The sequence below is a fragment of the Streptomyces sp. NPDC050211 genome (genome assembly GCF_040656035.1).
Lineage (GTDB): Bacteria > Actinomycetota > Actinomycetes > Streptomycetales > Streptomycetaceae > Streptomyces.
This window is the reverse complement of the sequence record NZ_JBFALC010000018.1, coordinates 75,051-89,876: the sequence shown is the minus strand read 5'-3', so window position 1 is coordinate 89,876 and position 14,826 is coordinate 75,051. Positions and strand designations below refer to the sequence as shown.

Genomic DNA, 14,826 nt, shown 5'->3' with positions numbered 1-14,826 from the left:
CAGGAGCGGCTGCTGTCAGCCCCGTCGCCCCGTCGCCCCGTCAGCCCGCGAGCAGCTTCTTGACCGCGGCGGCGACGCGGCCGCCCTCCGCCTGCCCGGCGACCTTCGGGTTCACGATCTTCATGACGGCGCCCATGGCGCGCGGCCCCTCGGCGCCCGCCGCCCTGGCCTCCTCGACGGCCTGCGCGACGATCTGCTCCAGCTCGGCGTCGCCGAGCTGCTTGGGCAGGTACGCGGCGAGCACCTCGCCCTCCGCCTTCTCCCGCTCGGCCTGCTCGGGGCGACCGCCCTGCGCGAAGGCGTCGGCGGCCTCGCGCCGCTTCTTCGCCTCACGGGTGATCACCTTCTGCACCTCGTCGTCGGAGAGCTCGCGCTTCTCCTTGCCCGCGACCTCCTCCTTGGTGATCGCGGAGAGCGTCAGCCGGAGCGTCGAGGAGCGGAGCTCGTCGCGCTCCTTGATCGCGGTGTTGAGGTCGTCCTGCAGCTTCGACTTGAGGTTGGTCATGCGTTTGATTGTCGCAGGTACGGGACGACCGACGCCCGTTGATTTAGCGGGAGGTCGGGCGCGGTCGGCCCAGGGCCCGGCGCAGGGAACGGCCGCGGTCTGACACGATGGTTGTATGCGCGCGCGATACGGAGTTCCCCTGGGAATCGCGGCGGCTGGTGCCGCCGGTCTGGTCTATGCGGCGGGTGTCGAGACCCGCTCCTTCCGTCTGAGGCGGGTGACCGTCCCGGTCCTGCCTGCCGGGATGCGGCCGCTGCGCATGCTCCAGGTCTCCGACATCCACATGGTGAGCGGCCAGCGCAAGAAGCAGCGCTGGCTGCGCTCGCTGGCCGGCCTGCGCCCCGACTTCGTCCTCAACACGGGCGACAACCTGTCCGACCCGGAGGGCGTCCCCGAGGTGCTGGACGCGCTGGGCCCGCTGATGGAGTTCCCGGGTGCGTACGTCTTCGGCTCCAACGACTACTACGGCCCCACCCTCCGCAACCCCGGCCGGTACTTGACCGAGAAGCTCCGGGGCAAGCACGGCCTCAACGGCAACCCGCCGGTCGTGGGCGCCGTCCACAACCCGTGGGAGGACATCCGGGACGGCTTCGACGCGGCGGGCTGGCTGAACCTGACGAACACGCGCGGCACGCTGAAGATCGAGGGCGCGTCGGTCGAGCTGACGGGAGTGGACGACCCGCACATCAAGCGGGACCGGTACGAGCGGGTGGCCGGCGGCCCCTCCGGCGACGCCGACTTCTCGATGGGCGTGGTGCACGCACCGTATCTGCGCGCGCTGGACGCGTTCACGGCGGACGGCTATCCCCTGATCCTCGCGGGCCACACACACGGCGGCCAGCTGTGCATCCCCTTCTACGGCGCCCTGGTCACCAACTGCGACCTGGACACGGAGCGCGTGAAGGGGCTGTCCACGCATCAGGCGGAGGGTCGTACGGCGTATCTGCATGTGTCGGCGGGGTGCGGGACCAGCAGGTATGCGCCGGTACGGTTCGCGTGCCCGCCGGAGGCGACGTTGTTGACGCTGGTGGGACGGGAGTAGGACGGAGCAGGAGTACAGGCGTAGGTCGGGAGCGGGACGGGAGCAGCAGGCGGGAGTAGGACGGGAGTAGCGACGGTGACGGCGATGACCGGGTAACCCACACGGCCCACCCGTATCGCCCGTTTTGTCCACGCTCCTTAGCGTGAGGGCATGACCGCCCCGATACCCAGGGACATCCCGGACCTGCCCGCGATTCCCGGAGTACCCGCGCTGCTGCCCTCGCCCGTCCCCGCCACGGCGGTGGTGCCTCCCGTACGGCGCCCGGTGGCCGCCGTGTTCCGGCTGCTGGTCGCCCTGATGGCGGCCGGAGCCGTGGCCATCGACCTGACCCTGGGCAGCCCCGTCCGGGTCCTGAGCTACTTCACGATCCAGAGCAACATCCTGCTGGCCCTGGTCCTCACCCTCGCGGCCCGCCGCTCCTGGACCGCCCGCCGCCCACTGCCGTCGGCTCTGACCGGCGCGACACTCCTCTACGTCGCGGTCACCGGCCTCGTCTACCACCTGCTGCTGGTGAATGCCGCGAGCCCGTTCTCGATGACCGGCGAGATGGCAGCGCCGACGGGCATACAGGCGATCACTAACCAAGTACTGCACACGGTCACGCCGATCGCGGCGGTCCTGGACTGGCTGCTGCTGACGGCACCCGGCCATCTGCACCTGCGCCAGACGGCGACGTGGCTCCTCTACCCGCTCGCCTACCTGGCGTTCTCCCTCACCCGGGGCGAACTGATCCTGTCCGGCACGCCAGCCCGCTACCTCTACCCCTTCCTCGACGTCGGCCACCACGGCTACAAGAGCGTCCTCGGCAACGCCCTCCTCCTCGGCCTCGCCATCTACGCCCTGGCCGTCCTCCTGACAGCACTCGACCACATCCGCCCGAACCCCCTCCGCCACCGCCCCCGCCACCGCACGAAAACCGGATTTCGTCTCCAGCCACCGGTGGGCTAAAGTAAACGACGTCGCCGCGACGAGCAGCGACGATCGGGGTGTAGCGCAGCTTGGCAGCGCGCTTCGTTCGGGACGAAGAGGTCGTGGGTTCAAATCCCGCCACCCCGACGCAGGTCAAAGGGCCAATCGCATGATCGCGATTGGCCCTTTGTCGTGCTCGGGGGGCCGAACAGGGGGCCAACGAAGTTGATCAGGCGATGGCGTTTGCCTTTTCGTCGTCCCGTTCCTGGTCACCATCGTCGATCTCGTACATCGCTTCGGTGCACTTCGTGATGACCGCCGGAGCTGTTGGCGGTAGACCGCTTCGATGGTGGCCTGACTGCTGTGACTGACCAGCAGCGCGATCGTCTCCAGCGGGACCCTCGGCGCTTGCGCCACACCAGCTCCGGTCTCCGCTCAGCAGCGGGAGGCTCCCCCCGCGGGCTCGTGCGCGGCGTGCTGGCCGGGCGGGGTTATCGGAGCTGAAGCGACTCGTCGGTCGAAGCGAGGCGGGTGACATCGACGGAACCGGCTCCGGGCTGCGGCTGGGGGATGAGGGCCCATAGGGCCGCCAGTGCGGCGATGGTGGCCAGGAGGGCGGTGGATCCGGTGCGGCCCTTCGCCCAGCGGGCCCGGTATCGGATCGGATCTTCCACCAGGACCTTGGAGAGCCAAGCGGCAGCGATGGAGACGGCGAGGATGACGGCCGTGCGGCTCCAGTCCGACATGCCGAGGCGTTCCTCGCTCAGCAGAAGGTAGACGGGCCAGTGCCACAGGTAGAGGCTGTAGGAGATCAGGCCGGACCAGCGCAGGGGAGGCGCGGCGAGGACGCGGCCGACCGAAGTCCGGGGCGCCTGGGCGAGGAAGGCGATGAGCAGGGCAGCGGCCAGCGCATGGAGGAAGAGCCCGCCTTGGAACAGGGAGGGAGCGTCCTGCCCGTTGGCCGTGGCCCAGTACGCCCCGATCCCGCATGCCAGGACCAGGCTCGCCCAGCCGGCCGCGCGTTCTCGAACGCGGGCCAGGAGGTGGGAGGCCGGTGCCGTGGCCATCAGCGAGCCGAGGAGGAGTGAGAAGGCACGGGTGTCAGTGCCTTCGTAGACGCGTGTGGTGTCGGTCGGGACAGTGAACACGATCATGAGGACCAGCGAGACGGCGGCTCCGGCCGCGGCCATGGCGGCGACGCGCTGGTGTGCGTGGCGGCCGCGGGCCGCAAGCCCGAGGAGCAGGGGCCAGATCAGGTAGAACTGCTCCTCGACGGCGATGCTCCACAGATGGCCGAAGACCCGTGTGTCGGCCGAGTTCCAGTATCCGACCTGGTCGGAGATGAAGTGCCAGTTGGCGAGGTTCGCCGCCACCCACGGTGCGTCGTCGAGAGCGTAGTGGAGCAGAGACGGCGGGCCGAACGCCCAGACAAGGATCAGGGTGCCCGCGATCGTGACGGCGAGCGCGGGAAGCAGGCGGCGTGCGCGCCGCCCCCAGAAGGCGACGAGGTCGATGCGGCCGCTGTGCCCCTGCGTCTCCTTCAGCAGAAGACCGGTGATCAGGAAGCCGGACAGCACGAAGAACAGGTCGACGCCGAGAAAGCCGCCGCTGAAGTGGCCGGCGTGGAAGAACAGCACACCCAGGACGGCCAGACCGCGCAAACCGTCCAGCGGTGCGATGTGCTTCGTGGCATACGGCTCCGGGGTGGTGGCGGTGCGAGCGTGGCGGTCGGTGCTCACAGGCGGAACCTGGGTGGGCATGGGTCTCCCTCGGGAGGGGCGAGGCGGGCCCGGCTACGAGCCCGGGACGGGGAAGGTGGAGGCAAACCGGGCTCCGGGCTCGGGCTGCCTCGCGGTCGGCGTACGGTCACGACGGGCGACGGCCCTCCCGGCCGTGGGCTACAGGCCGTTGGCTACTGGCAGCCGAGCCGGCTGTAGACCTTGTCGCCGGTCCATTCCCCGGTTGCCCACTTGTCCACTGCGGCCGGAGTGAAGCCGTACTGCTTGCCCAGCTCCTCGCCGAACCACTTGGCGAACGCGGCCGAGCCCTGCTGGCAGGAGTGGATGCCGTCCTTGCTGCGCTGTGCCTTGGCTGCCGCGCTGTCGGTGCCCCACAGGGCGGCGGCGTCGAGGAAGCGGACCATGTCCGGGTGCTTGTCCGCGACATCCTTGGCGGACTTCGGTGCGGTTTTGATCGCGGCTTCGTGCGGCTTGTAGAAGTCGTCTGCCTTGAAGGGAGGTGCGGACACGATGAGGAGTTCGGCGCCCGCGTCGTTCACCGTCTTGACCAGACGCTCGTAGGCGGTGCGCTGTTCGTCGGGGGTGCCCCAGTCGTAGGTGGAGATCTGGTAAGCGACGACGTCCGGTTTGAAGGACGCCAGCTCCTTCGGGAGCGTCTTCCAGGTTGAATCCGCGATCTCGCCGACGACACCGCCGCCCCCGGCGGCGGCCATCGACCTGAACTCCATGTGGCCGGCCTTCATCGCCGCGCCGAGGGCGGGGGCCTCGACCTCGCCGATGGAGTCGCCCATCCACAGCAGCTTGTCCGGCTTCGTGTCGCTCTTCCGGCTGCCGGACGCCTGTTGGTCGCCGGTTGCGGCGGTGTCGCGGCCGACGGCGGTGTCGGAGCCGTTGCCGGATCCTCCGCAGGCGGTGAGTCCGAGCACGGCCGCCGCGACGGCAAGGGTGAAGCCGGCAGTGCGACGGGCGGAGCGCTTGAGGCGCGGGGAGGCAGTGGTCTCGTTGTTCATGTCTCCAGCGGAACCCGCCCGAACGCCGCCCGGGCGGGCCGTCATCGTTTCATCATGGAACGCGGAACCGGGCGTCATACGCTTCGAACACCCTGGTAGAACAAGGCCGCCAGCCGGAGAAGAGCACACCATCCATGGCACGAGTCCTGCTCATCGAAGACGACCCCGCCGTACAGAAAGGCGTCACCCTCGCGCTGAAGCGCCGGGGCCATGAAGTGGAAGTCGTCGGCAGCGGCGAGACCGGACTGCTGGCCCTGGAACGCTGTCGACCCGACCTGGTGCTGCTCGACCTGATGCTGCCGCGGATGAGCGGCCTGGAAGTGTGCCGCCGGATCCGGGAGAGCAAACAGATTCCCATCATCATCCTCTCCGCACGCGGCGACGAGATCGACATGGTCGTCGGCCTGGAGGCGGGCGCCGACGACTACATCGTCAAACCGGCCGGCACGGAGATCATCGAGGCCCGGATGAAAGCCGTCCTGCGCCGGGTCGCGCCCGCCCAGGACACACAGGCGGCAGCGCACACGACGACAGGGGCGGAGCACCATGCGGATCTCACCGTGGACCGCACCACTTTGGTGGTGACCAAGCACGGCGTTGAACTGGCCCTCGCCCCCTCCGAACTCAAGCTGCTGCTGTTCCTCACCGCCTCCCCCGGCCAGGTCTACAGCCGCCAGCAGCTTCTGGAACAGGTCTGGGAGCACTCCTTCTACGGCGATGTCCGCCTCGTCGACGCCTGTGTGATGCGGCTGCGTGCCAAGATCGAGGACGATCCACGGAAGCCGGTGTACGTACAGACCGTTCGCGGCTTCGGCTACCGCTTCGGACCCCTCTGATGAACATCAGGCTCCGCGTCCCCAGGGGGCTGCGGGTACGGCTCGTCGTCGCCTTCCTCCTGGCCACGGCCTTCGGCGCTCTGCTCACCGCGGGCCTCACCTACCACCAGGCCCGCTCGTCCATCCTGGAGCGCAGCCAGAACACCGCCGTCGCCGATCTGCGCATCCAACTCGACTCCCTCGCCCCCGGCTTGACCTCCCCGCCCCGTGCCGAGGACCTGCGCGGCCTGACCGTCCAGCTCGACCGGGCCGGAGGCTCCCGGGCATGGCGCTCCTCCGTCTCGTACCAGGGCGGCGAGCCGGTGTCAGCCTCCTCCGACGCGCCGCCTGTGCCGAAAGCGCTCCGCGAAGCTGTCCAGGAGACGGGCCAGGCGGCGTACCAGCATGTCGAACGCGGCGGCCGTCCCTGGCTGGCCGTCGGCATGCCCGTTGCCTACGCCGACGACCCCGGACGGCCCAACGGCGGGCCCAACAGCGGAGGCAAGCTCTCCGGGCTGACCGTGTACGCCTCCTTCCAACTCGACGACGACCAGGCCGACATCGCCGCCCTGGTCACCGCGGCTCAGGCCGGGGCGATCCCCGCACTCGCCCTCGCCGTAGTCCCGGCCCTGTTCGCGGCCCGCAGCGTCCTGCGCCCCGTACGGCGCCTGCGCAGCGGCGCCGAACGCATCGCCTCCGGCGAATTCGGCACCCGCCTCGACCTCGCAGGCCACGACGAACTCGCCGATCTGACCCACTCCTTCAACACCATGGCCGAAGCCCTGGAGAGGGACGACGCGGAACTGCGCCGTATGGAAGCGGGCGCACGCCGCTTCGCCGCCGACGTCGCCCATGAACTGCGTACCCCCCTCGCGGCCATGACCGCCGTCACCGAGGTTCTCGACGAGGACGCCGCCTCTGGCGTGCTGCCCGCGGACACCGCCGACGCCGTCCAGCTGATCAGCGAGGAGACCCGCGCCCTCGCCCGCATGGTCGAGGACTTGATGGAGGTCTCCCGCTTCGACGCCAAGGCCGCCCCGCTGCGCGCGGAGGAGACGGACCTGCGCACCCTCGTGACCAAGACCCTCCAGTTGCGCGGCTGGGCCGACGACGAACGCGTCAGCGCCGACCTCCCGGCTCCGGTTCCGGTATGCGCCGACCCCCGCCGCGTCGACGTCATCCTGGCCAACCTCATAGGCAACGCACTGCGCCACGGCAGACCTCCGGTCACCGTCTCCGCTCGCGCCGAGAACGACCAGGCGACCGTCACCGTCACCGATCACGGACCCGGCATCCCCGACGACGTCCTCCCGCATGTCTTCGAACGCTTCTACAAGGCCGACACGGCACGCACCCGCTCGCAGGGCAGCGGCCTCGGCCTGGCCATCGCCCACGAGAACGCCCTCTTGCACGGCGGAACCCTGACCGCGACCAACACCCCAGGCGGCGGTGCCTCCTTCACCCTCACCCTCCCCTTCACCGCCACACCGCAGGAACAGCAATGACACGCCCCCCGACCCGGTCCCGGCGCTCCCCCCGCACTGCGGCAGCCGCCCTCAGCGCCCTGTCCGCCCTGCTCATCGCCACAGCCCCCGGCTGCGGAATCTCCTCCACCGGCCCCGTGCCGGCCGGCGCACCGGCCTCCGGCGTTCAGCAGCCCGGTACCGAAGCCCGCCTCGTACGCCTCTACTTCGCCGACTCCCACGGCATCCGCGCCGTCTCACGCCCAGTGGACCGGCCACTCGAACCGCAACAAGCCCTCGACCTCCTCCTGGAGGGCCCCACCTCCGCCGAACGCCAACGCGGCCTGATCAGTCAGGTACCGCCGATAGCGGGCCGACTCACCGCCACCACGGCCGACGGAGCCGTCGACGTCTTCGTCCCTGTAGGGGTCGCCACCGGCGACCTCGACGTCACAGCGGTCAGCCAGCTCGCCTGCACCGCCGCCCACGCCGAAGTACCCGGCGACAAACCCCCCACGCAGATCGACATCCGCATCCACGAGAACAACATTCGCTCCCAGAACCCCTGGACGGTCCGCTGCGGCCCCAATGGCAACGCGGCACCGGTGACCACCTCACAGGCCAGGTGAGGGCACCCCTGGGAGCGCCCTGACCTGCGCAAATACCGAGCAGGCAGGTGGGTCCTTGAGTGGTTTTGGGGCCGTACGTCAGCCGGTGGGTTCGATGCGGAGGACTGCGGCGGAGTCGAGGGTCTTTACGACCTTCAGGCTCATGGCGTCGTTGATGGTCGCGGCGGGGCCCTCGGCGCAGGTGAGGCCGACGCCGCCGGTGCCGTTCGATGACACGCTGCCGCCGCCGGAGCAGCCCGAGACGCTGTAGCCCGATCCCGTGAGCGGTGCGACCAGCTCGACCTCGCTGCCGTTGATCGCCTTCACCTCGATCGGCCCGAGGCCGTACGTTTCGGGCACGGTGATGACGTCTCCCACGGCGACCTCGATCTCGCACGTCCCGTCGGCGCAGGGCCCGGTCGGCGAGGGCGACGGCGTGGGCGTGGGCGTCTTCGTGGGATCGGACGCCTGTGTCCCGGAGCGGGATCCGCTGGGCCGGCTTTCGGCGGGGGATCCGTCCGAGGAATCCGAAGAATCAGAGGAACACGACGTGAGAGCGGCGAACACGGCAGCGGCAACGACGGCGGCTACGACGGTGGATGACGTTCTACGCATCATGGTTGCCATGGAACCCCGCCGCGCACGGGACCCCTCCCGTCACGCGACCGCGGTCCCCTCGAGCTCGACCAGCTGGCCGGGGATCACCAGCCGCGTCACCCCGAGCATCGTCGTGGTTGGTGCCACCCCGGCGGTGCCCAACCGCGTCGCCAGAACGCCGTAGTGCTGGAAGAGGAGATCGACGTCGGTCGTGTAGACGTTGAGCCGGATCAGGTGGGCCAGGGACATGCCGGCCTCGGCGAGGACGGCTTCCAGGTTGTCGATGGTCAGCGCCAACTGGGCCGCCATGTCGCCGTCATGCTGAGGCTTGCCGTCGGCGCTCATCGCGGTCTGCCCCGAGATGTACAGGGTCCGGGTGTGTCCGGAGACGACCTCGCCCTGGTTGAAGCCCAACTCCGTCGACCACGTCACCGGGTTAACCGCCGTTCGTTCCATTGACACGTCTGCCACGTCAGCTCCATTCGATTCATGGGGAGGTTCATGAGGAGGTTCATGGGGAGTACGTACGGCCATCGCGGCTCGGTAACCGCCGGCTTCGACCTCGTGCGACGAGCCTCGCAGCAAAACACGACATCCTCCGTCATGTATTTCGATAGAGTTTTCGTATGCGTGCCGACCGGCTGGTCTCGCTCGTACTGCTGCTGCGTCAGCGCGGTCGGCTGACCGCGGACACGCTGGCCCGGGAGCTGGAGGTGTCCACTCGCACCGTGCTGCGTGACATCGAGGCGCTGTCCGCGGCCGGCGTCCCGGTCTATGCCGAGCGCGGGCGGCACGGTGGTTTCGTGTTGTCGCCCGGTTTCCGGACCGAGCTCACCGGCCTGAACCATGACGAGACGCTTGCCCTGCTGGCCGCCGGATCGGGGCGCGGCGAGCAGGTGTTCGGTCTCGGCTCGGCGCTCGCTTCGGCCATGCGGAAGGTGGTCGACGCGCTGCCCGAGAGCCACCGGGCCACGGCGAGCGACGCGGCCCAGCGCATTCTCGTCGAGCCGGAAACCGATCTGCTCTCGCGTCGGCCGGTCACCGAGGAGGTGGTCGGCACCGTCATGGTCGAGGTCCGGCGCGCGGTGCTCGCCGGACACAAGCTGCGGATCCACTACGCGGCCACGGGCCAGGCACCGCGGTGGCGCACGGTGGACCCGATCGGCCTGGTCACCGTGCGCGACCGGGGTTACCTGCTGGCGAGGCGATCCGGAGCGGACCGTACCTACCGGCTGTCGCGGGTGTCGGCCGCCGAGGAGCTCCCCGAAGCGGCGGAGCGACCGAACCGGGTCGATCTGGACCGGATCTGGCGGGAACGCTCCGCGCGGTTTCTCTCTGACGGCGACCACATCACCGTGCTGGTACGGGTGGACCCGGCGCGGCGGGAGGAACTGCTGGACACCGTGCTGGCCGTCCGCGCGGAAGAACCCGACGCGGATGGCCGGTTGCGGCTGGAAGTCACCTTCCAGGATTCACGCCACGCCGAATGGGCGCTGTGGCAGCTCGGCACGGACGCGGAAGCCCTGTCCCCGCAGTCCTTGCGCGCCGCCCTGCGCGACCGCGCCGCCGCGATGGCCGCCCGCTACGGAGACTCCCGTTGAGTCGCGCGCTCTCTCGCCTTCGCAGCGTCGTGCGGAACCGGTCCCTCCCCACGTGGGGACCGGTTCCGTACGACGCGCGTGGCCTCGGTTCGCGCTGATACGGCGCGGACCGGGGCGGGGCAGGATCCGTGGTCGGCGATGAGCGGTCCGGATGGGACCGGTCTCCACGGATCTCTCAGGCCCTCTGGACGGGTCCGTCATCACCGTCCGGCGACTCCGGTGACTCCGGCGGAAGCTGGCCGAGAACGAACGGCGTCATAGGCTGCGTCTCCGAGCACTGGGCTGGTGGCCTGTCATAACGGCGTGCAGTCGGTTCGCTACTGCGTCGTGATCCTGCCACCTTCAGGCCCACAAGGAGGAGGTTCCGGTGTCCGGTCCAGCCCTTCCTCGCAGGTCAGCCGTATAAGGTGAGTTTTCCGGTCCGGATGTCCAGCGGCGAGGGAAGTAAAGGGGTGGAGGCCTTGAGTCCCGACTCAGGGGCGCGCACAGCCTTCGCGGAGCGCCTCGCGCTGCTGTACCGGGAGGCCGGCAACCCGCCCCTCAAGCGCGTGGCCGAGGCGGTCGTACAGCTGCAGCGGGTCGATGAGCGGGGGCGGCCCGTACGAGTGTCCGCGCAGCGGATCAGCGACTGGCGGCGGGCGAAGAACGTGCCGGCCCAGTTCGCCGCCCTCGCGGCGGTGCTGCACATCCTGATCCCGCAGGCGCGGCGCGCGCGGCCCACGCCGGTGTCGGCCGGCCTCTACGACCTGGCTCAGTGGCAGCGCATCTGGGAGCAGGCGGTGGCCGATCCCATCGGCGAGCGTGCCGCCGTGTCCGGGGAGGGGGAGGAAGGGGAGCGGTCCGCGGGCGACGCTCCGGCCGTCCCCGGTGGTGTGTGTCCGTACCGGGGGCTCGCCTCTTATCGGCAGCAGGACGCGCGGTGGTTCTTCGGCCGGGAGCGGAGCACCGACGCCCTCATGGCGCAGCTCCGCGCGGCGGAGAAGACCGGCGGCCTGGTCATGCTCGTGGGCGCCTCGGGTGCGGGCAAGTCCTCCCTGCTCAACGCCGGTCTGGTGCCCGCGCTGGAGCAGGATGCGCGGGAGGTGGTGCAGCTCGTGCCGGGCGCCCATCCGCTCGCCGAGCTGGCCGAACGGATCCCCGAGCTCGCGCCCCTGGTCGACACCCCGGACGTGGACACGGGCGCGGTGCGGGAAGCCGTCGCCGCATGGGCGCGGCCCTCCTCCCCCGCCCGCCCCGTCGTCATCGTCGACCAGTTCGAGGAGGCCTTCACCCTCTGCTCCGACGAGGCGGACCGGCGTACGTTCATCCAGCTCCTGCACGCCGCGTGCGCTCCCGCCTCCGACGGCCCCGCCCCGGTCCTCGTGGTCCTCGGCATACGCGCCGACTTCTACGAGCAGTGCCTCGCCCATCCCGAGCTGGCCGACGCGCTGCAGCACCGGCACATGGTGCTCGGACCGCTGACCACGGCCGAGTTGCGCGAGGCGGTGACCGGCCCCGCCAAGGCCGTGGGCCTGGAAATGGAACCCGGCCTCGCGGAACTGATCGTCCGTGAGGTGAGCGCCGACGGCCCGCGGGGGGCGCACGACGCCGGTGTGCTGCCGCTGCTCTCCCACGCCCTGCTCGCCACCTGGCAGCGCCGGAAGGCGGGCCGGCTGACGCTGGCCGGTTACCGGGCGGCGGGCGGAATCCAGGGCGCGGTGGCGGCGACCGCGGAGCGGGCCTGGTCCGGGCTCGACCCGGCGGCGCGTACGGCCGCGCGGCTGCTGCTGCTCAGGCTGGTCCGGCTGGGCGAGGACACCCAGGCCACGCGCCGGCGCGGGACGCGGAGGCAGCTCGCGGAGGAGTCCACGGACCCCGGCAAGACGGAGGAGTCGCTGGAGGCGCTGGTCAGGGCCCGGTTGGTGACGCTCGACGCGGAGAGCGTGGAGATCACCCATGAGGCGCTGCTGCACGCCTGGCCGCGGCTGCGTGACTGGATCGACGAGGGCCGCAGCGACCATCTGCTGCGGCAGCGGCTGGAGGAGGACAGCAGGTCCTGGGAGGGCTCGAACCGCGATACGGCGCTGCTGTACCGGGGTTCCCGGCTCGAGCAGGCCCACAACTGGGCCAAGTCCGCCGGGGACACCTTCCTGACCCGCAGCGCGGTGGAGTTCCTGGCGGCGTCGGTGCGCTTGCGCCGGCGCGTGGTCTGGATCAGCCGGGGTGCGGTCGCGGCGCTGGTGGTCCTGGCGGTCGTGGCCGTCGGTGCGGCGGTGGTCGCGATACAGCAGCGGGACGACGCGGTGTTCGCTCAGGTGCTCGCCGAGTCCGATCGCGTGCAGTCCACGGATCCGTCACTGTCCGCGCAGCTCGGCCTGGTGGCGCATCGGCTGCGGCCGGACGACGCGGACGCCAACAACCGGCTGATCTCGATCGTCAACGCCCCGCTGGCCACACCGCTGCTCGGCCACACCGGCGCCGTCTACCTCACCACGTTCAGCCCGGACGGCCGTCTGCTGGCCACCGCCAGCTACGACCGGACCGTACGCCTGTGGGACGTATCGGACCCGACGCGGCCCAAGGCCGTCGGCAAACCCCTGACCGGGCACACCAGTTGGGTGAGCAGCGCGGTCTTCAGCCCCGACGGGAAGACCCTGGCCAGCGCGGGGGACGACGGCACGCTCCGGCTGTGGGACGTGCGCGATCCGAGCCGTCCGCGGTCGCTCGGCGCACCGCTGACCGGGCACGACGGCACGATCTACCTGGTCGCCTTCAGCCCGGACGGGCACACGCTGGCCACCGCCGACGAGAAGCGGAACGTACGTCTATGGGATGTGCGCGACGTGCGGCGGCCGAGGACGCTCGGCACACTGACCGGCCACACCGCACCCGTGCGCTCGGTGGCGTTCAGCCCCGACGGGCACACCCTCGCGGCAGGCGGCGACGACAACACCGTCACGCTGTGGGACATGGCCGATCCGCGCCGTCCGGATCGGATCGGTACGCCGCTGACCGGCCACACCGACACCGTGCACTCGGTGGCCTTCAGCCCCGACGGCCGCACACTCGCCAGCGGCAGCTCGGACAACAGCATCCGGCTGTGGGACGTCACCGACCGCGGCCGCCCGACCTCGCTCGGCGCGCCGCTCACCGGGCACACCGGCCCCATCTGGTCCGTGGCCTTCAGCCCGGACGGAAGCATGCTCGCAGCGGGCAGCGCGGACAGCACGGCGAGTCTGTGGAACGTCCGCAATCCGGCCTACCCCTCGCAGGTCGGCATGCCGCTCTCGGGCAGCAGCGGGGAGATGTACGCCATCGGCTTCAGCCCCGACGGCCGCACCCTCGCCACCGGCACCGGCGACGGCAAGGCCCGGCTCTGGTCGATCCCGAGGTCGGACATGATCGGCCGGATCGGGGCGTTCCGCCGGGACGGGAAGATTCTCGCCACGGGCAGCGGCGACAGCAAGATCCGGCTGTGGAACGTGGCCAGTCCCGGCCGGCCCGTGGCGCTGGGCAAGCCGTTCACGACCGGGGAGCGGGACATCCGGCTGCTGGCGTTCTCGCCGGACGGCCGCACCCTCGCCATCCTCACCGGCGTCCGCAACACGGTGCAGCTGTGGAACATCACCGACCCCGCCCACCCCGTCGCGTACGGCAAGCCGGTCCTGCTGGACACGCGGTATTCGGGCCCCGACTCCCTCGCCTTCAGCCCCGACGGACGCACCCTCGCCAGCGCCTACGACGACCGCACCATCCAGCTGTGGAACGCCGCCGACCCGGCCCACCTCGTCCCGCTCGGCAAGCCGCTCACCGGGCACAAGGGGTACGTCAACGCCCTCGCGTTCAGCCCCGACGGCCGCACCCTCGCCAGCGGCAGCGCCGACCTCACGATCCGGCTGTGGAACGTCACCGACCTGCGCCACGCGACCCCGCTCGGCAAACCGCTCACCGGGCACCTCGGCCCCATCAACGCGCTCGCCTACACCCCAGACGGCCGCACGCTCGCCAGCGGCAGCGACGACAACACGGTCCGCCTGTGGAACGTCACCGACCCCGGCGGGGCGACCCCGCTGGGCCGTCCGCTCACCGGCCACACCGAGGCGCTGGTGTCGCTCACCTTCAGCCACGACGGCCGCACCCTGGCCAGCGGCGGCAACGACAACACGGTCCGGCTGTGGAACGTCGCCGACCCCGCCGACGCCGGCCCCATCGGCCAGTCGATGAGCCCCAACGCCAAGACCGGCAACTTCCTGTCGTTCAGCCCCGCGGGCCACATGCTCGGGGTGTCGAGCGGCTCCGACACCGTACGGCTGTGGAACCTGGACGTCGACCAGGCGATCAGCCGGATCTGCTCGGCCACTCACGGCGTTCTGACGCGGGAGCAATGGCAGGAGTACCTGCCTCGTCTGTCGTACGAGCCGCCGTGCCGTGAGTGATCCCGATCACAACGCGATGGTGTGGCTGAGCAGTCGCCTCCCACAGCACTCGCGGCCTTGTTAGCCTTGGCCATAGCCCGATCGCTGGTGCATCCCCCGTCGCCAGCGGTCGGGTCTTTTCG

At 70.6% G+C, this 14,826-nt stretch carries 12 protein-coding genes and 1 tRNA gene; 8 read left to right on the top strand and 5 right to left on the bottom strand.

Features of this window, described 5'->3' with window-relative positions:
* Positions 1–40: 40 nt before the first annotated feature.
* Positions 41–505 carry a GatB/YqeY domain-containing protein gene (locus tag AB0I98_RS20265; protein ID WP_362943529.1) on the bottom strand — a complete coding sequence of 155 codons (465 nt, stop codon included), beginning with the start codon at positions 503–505 and terminating at the stop codon, positions 41–43.
* Between the two features lie 115 nt (positions 506–620).
* Between AB0I98_RS20265 and AB0I98_RS20260 the strand changes: the two genes are divergently transcribed.
* From AB0I98_RS20260 to AB0I98_RS20250, 3 genes are all read left to right on the top strand, one after another.
* On the top strand, positions 621–1,547 hold the full coding sequence (locus AB0I98_RS20260) for a metallophosphoesterase (protein ID WP_362943526.1): 927 nt from the start codon (positions 621–623) through the stop codon (positions 1,545–1,547).
* Between the two features lie 150 nt (positions 1,548–1,697).
* Positions 1,698–2,495: a Pr6Pr family membrane protein gene (locus AB0I98_RS20255; protein ID WP_362943524.1), complete on the top strand. Its 798-nt coding sequence runs from the start codon at positions 1,698–1,700 to the stop codon at positions 2,493–2,495.
* Positions 2,496–2,529: 34 nt separating this feature from the next.
* A tRNA-Pro gene (locus AB0I98_RS20250) sits at positions 2,530–2,603 on the top strand.
* 344 nt (positions 2,604–2,947) lie between these two features.
* On the opposite strand, the gene AB0I98_RS20245 is transcribed toward AB0I98_RS20250, so the two are convergent.
* Positions 2,948–4,195 carry an acyltransferase gene (locus AB0I98_RS20245; RefSeq protein WP_362943521.1) on the bottom strand — a complete coding sequence of 416 codons (1,248 nt, stop codon included), beginning with the start codon at positions 4,193–4,195 and terminating at the stop codon, positions 2,948–2,950.
* Between the two features lie 173 nt (positions 4,196–4,368).
* Positions 4,369–5,205, bottom strand: a complete 837-nt coding sequence (locus AB0I98_RS20240; protein WP_362943518.1) for an SGNH/GDSL hydrolase family protein — start codon at positions 5,203–5,205, stop codon at positions 4,369–4,371.
* A gap of 134 nt (positions 5,206–5,339) precedes the next feature.
* On the opposite strand from AB0I98_RS20240, the gene AB0I98_RS20235 reads away from it, so the two are divergent.
* The 3 genes from AB0I98_RS20235 to AB0I98_RS20225 are packed head-to-tail and all read left to right on the top strand — an operon-like array spanning position 5,340 to position 8,112.
* Positions 5,340–6,041, top strand: coding sequence for a response regulator transcription factor (locus AB0I98_RS20235; RefSeq protein WP_362943515.1), 702 nt, complete (start codon positions 5,340–5,342; stop codon positions 6,039–6,041).
* On the top strand, positions 6,041–7,525 hold the full coding sequence (locus AB0I98_RS20230; RefSeq protein ID WP_362943513.1) for a HAMP domain-containing sensor histidine kinase: 1,485 nt from the start codon (positions 6,041–6,043) through the stop codon (positions 7,523–7,525). Before AB0I98_RS20235 ends, AB0I98_RS20230 begins: the two co-directional genes overlap by 1 nt.
* Entirely contained in the window at positions 7,522–8,112 is a 591-nt protein-coding gene (locus AB0I98_RS20225; protein ID WP_362943510.1) for a hypothetical protein, read from the top strand. The genes AB0I98_RS20230 and AB0I98_RS20225 overlap by 4 nt, the downstream gene beginning before the upstream one ends.
* Positions 8,113–8,190: 78 nt before the next feature.
* On the opposite strand, the gene AB0I98_RS20220 is transcribed toward AB0I98_RS20225, so the two are convergent.
* Positions 8,191–8,469: a hypothetical protein gene (locus tag AB0I98_RS20220; protein ID WP_362943507.1), complete on the bottom strand. Its 279-nt coding sequence runs from the start codon at positions 8,467–8,469 to the stop codon at positions 8,191–8,193.
* A 279-nt stretch (positions 8,470–8,748) separates the two neighbouring features.
* The gene (locus tag AB0I98_RS20215; RefSeq protein WP_362943653.1) at positions 8,749–9,144 is read right to left on the bottom strand and encodes a RidA family protein; all 396 of its coding nucleotides are present in this window, start codon (positions 9,142–9,144) and stop codon (positions 8,749–8,751) included.
* Positions 9,145–9,314: 170 nt separating this feature from the next.
* On the opposite strand from AB0I98_RS20215, the gene AB0I98_RS20210 reads away from it, so the two are divergent.
* The gene (locus tag AB0I98_RS20210) at positions 9,315–10,289 is read left to right on the top strand and encodes a WYL domain-containing protein (protein ID WP_362943504.1); all 975 of its coding nucleotides are present in this window, start codon (positions 9,315–9,317) and stop codon (positions 10,287–10,289) included.
* A 452-nt stretch (positions 10,290–10,741) separates the two neighbouring features.
* Complete coding sequence (locus AB0I98_RS20205; protein ID WP_362943501.1) at positions 10,742–14,704, top strand: WD40 repeat domain-containing protein; 3,963 nt, start codon at positions 10,742–10,744, stop codon at positions 14,702–14,704.
* Positions 14,705–14,826: the final 122 nt, after the last annotated feature.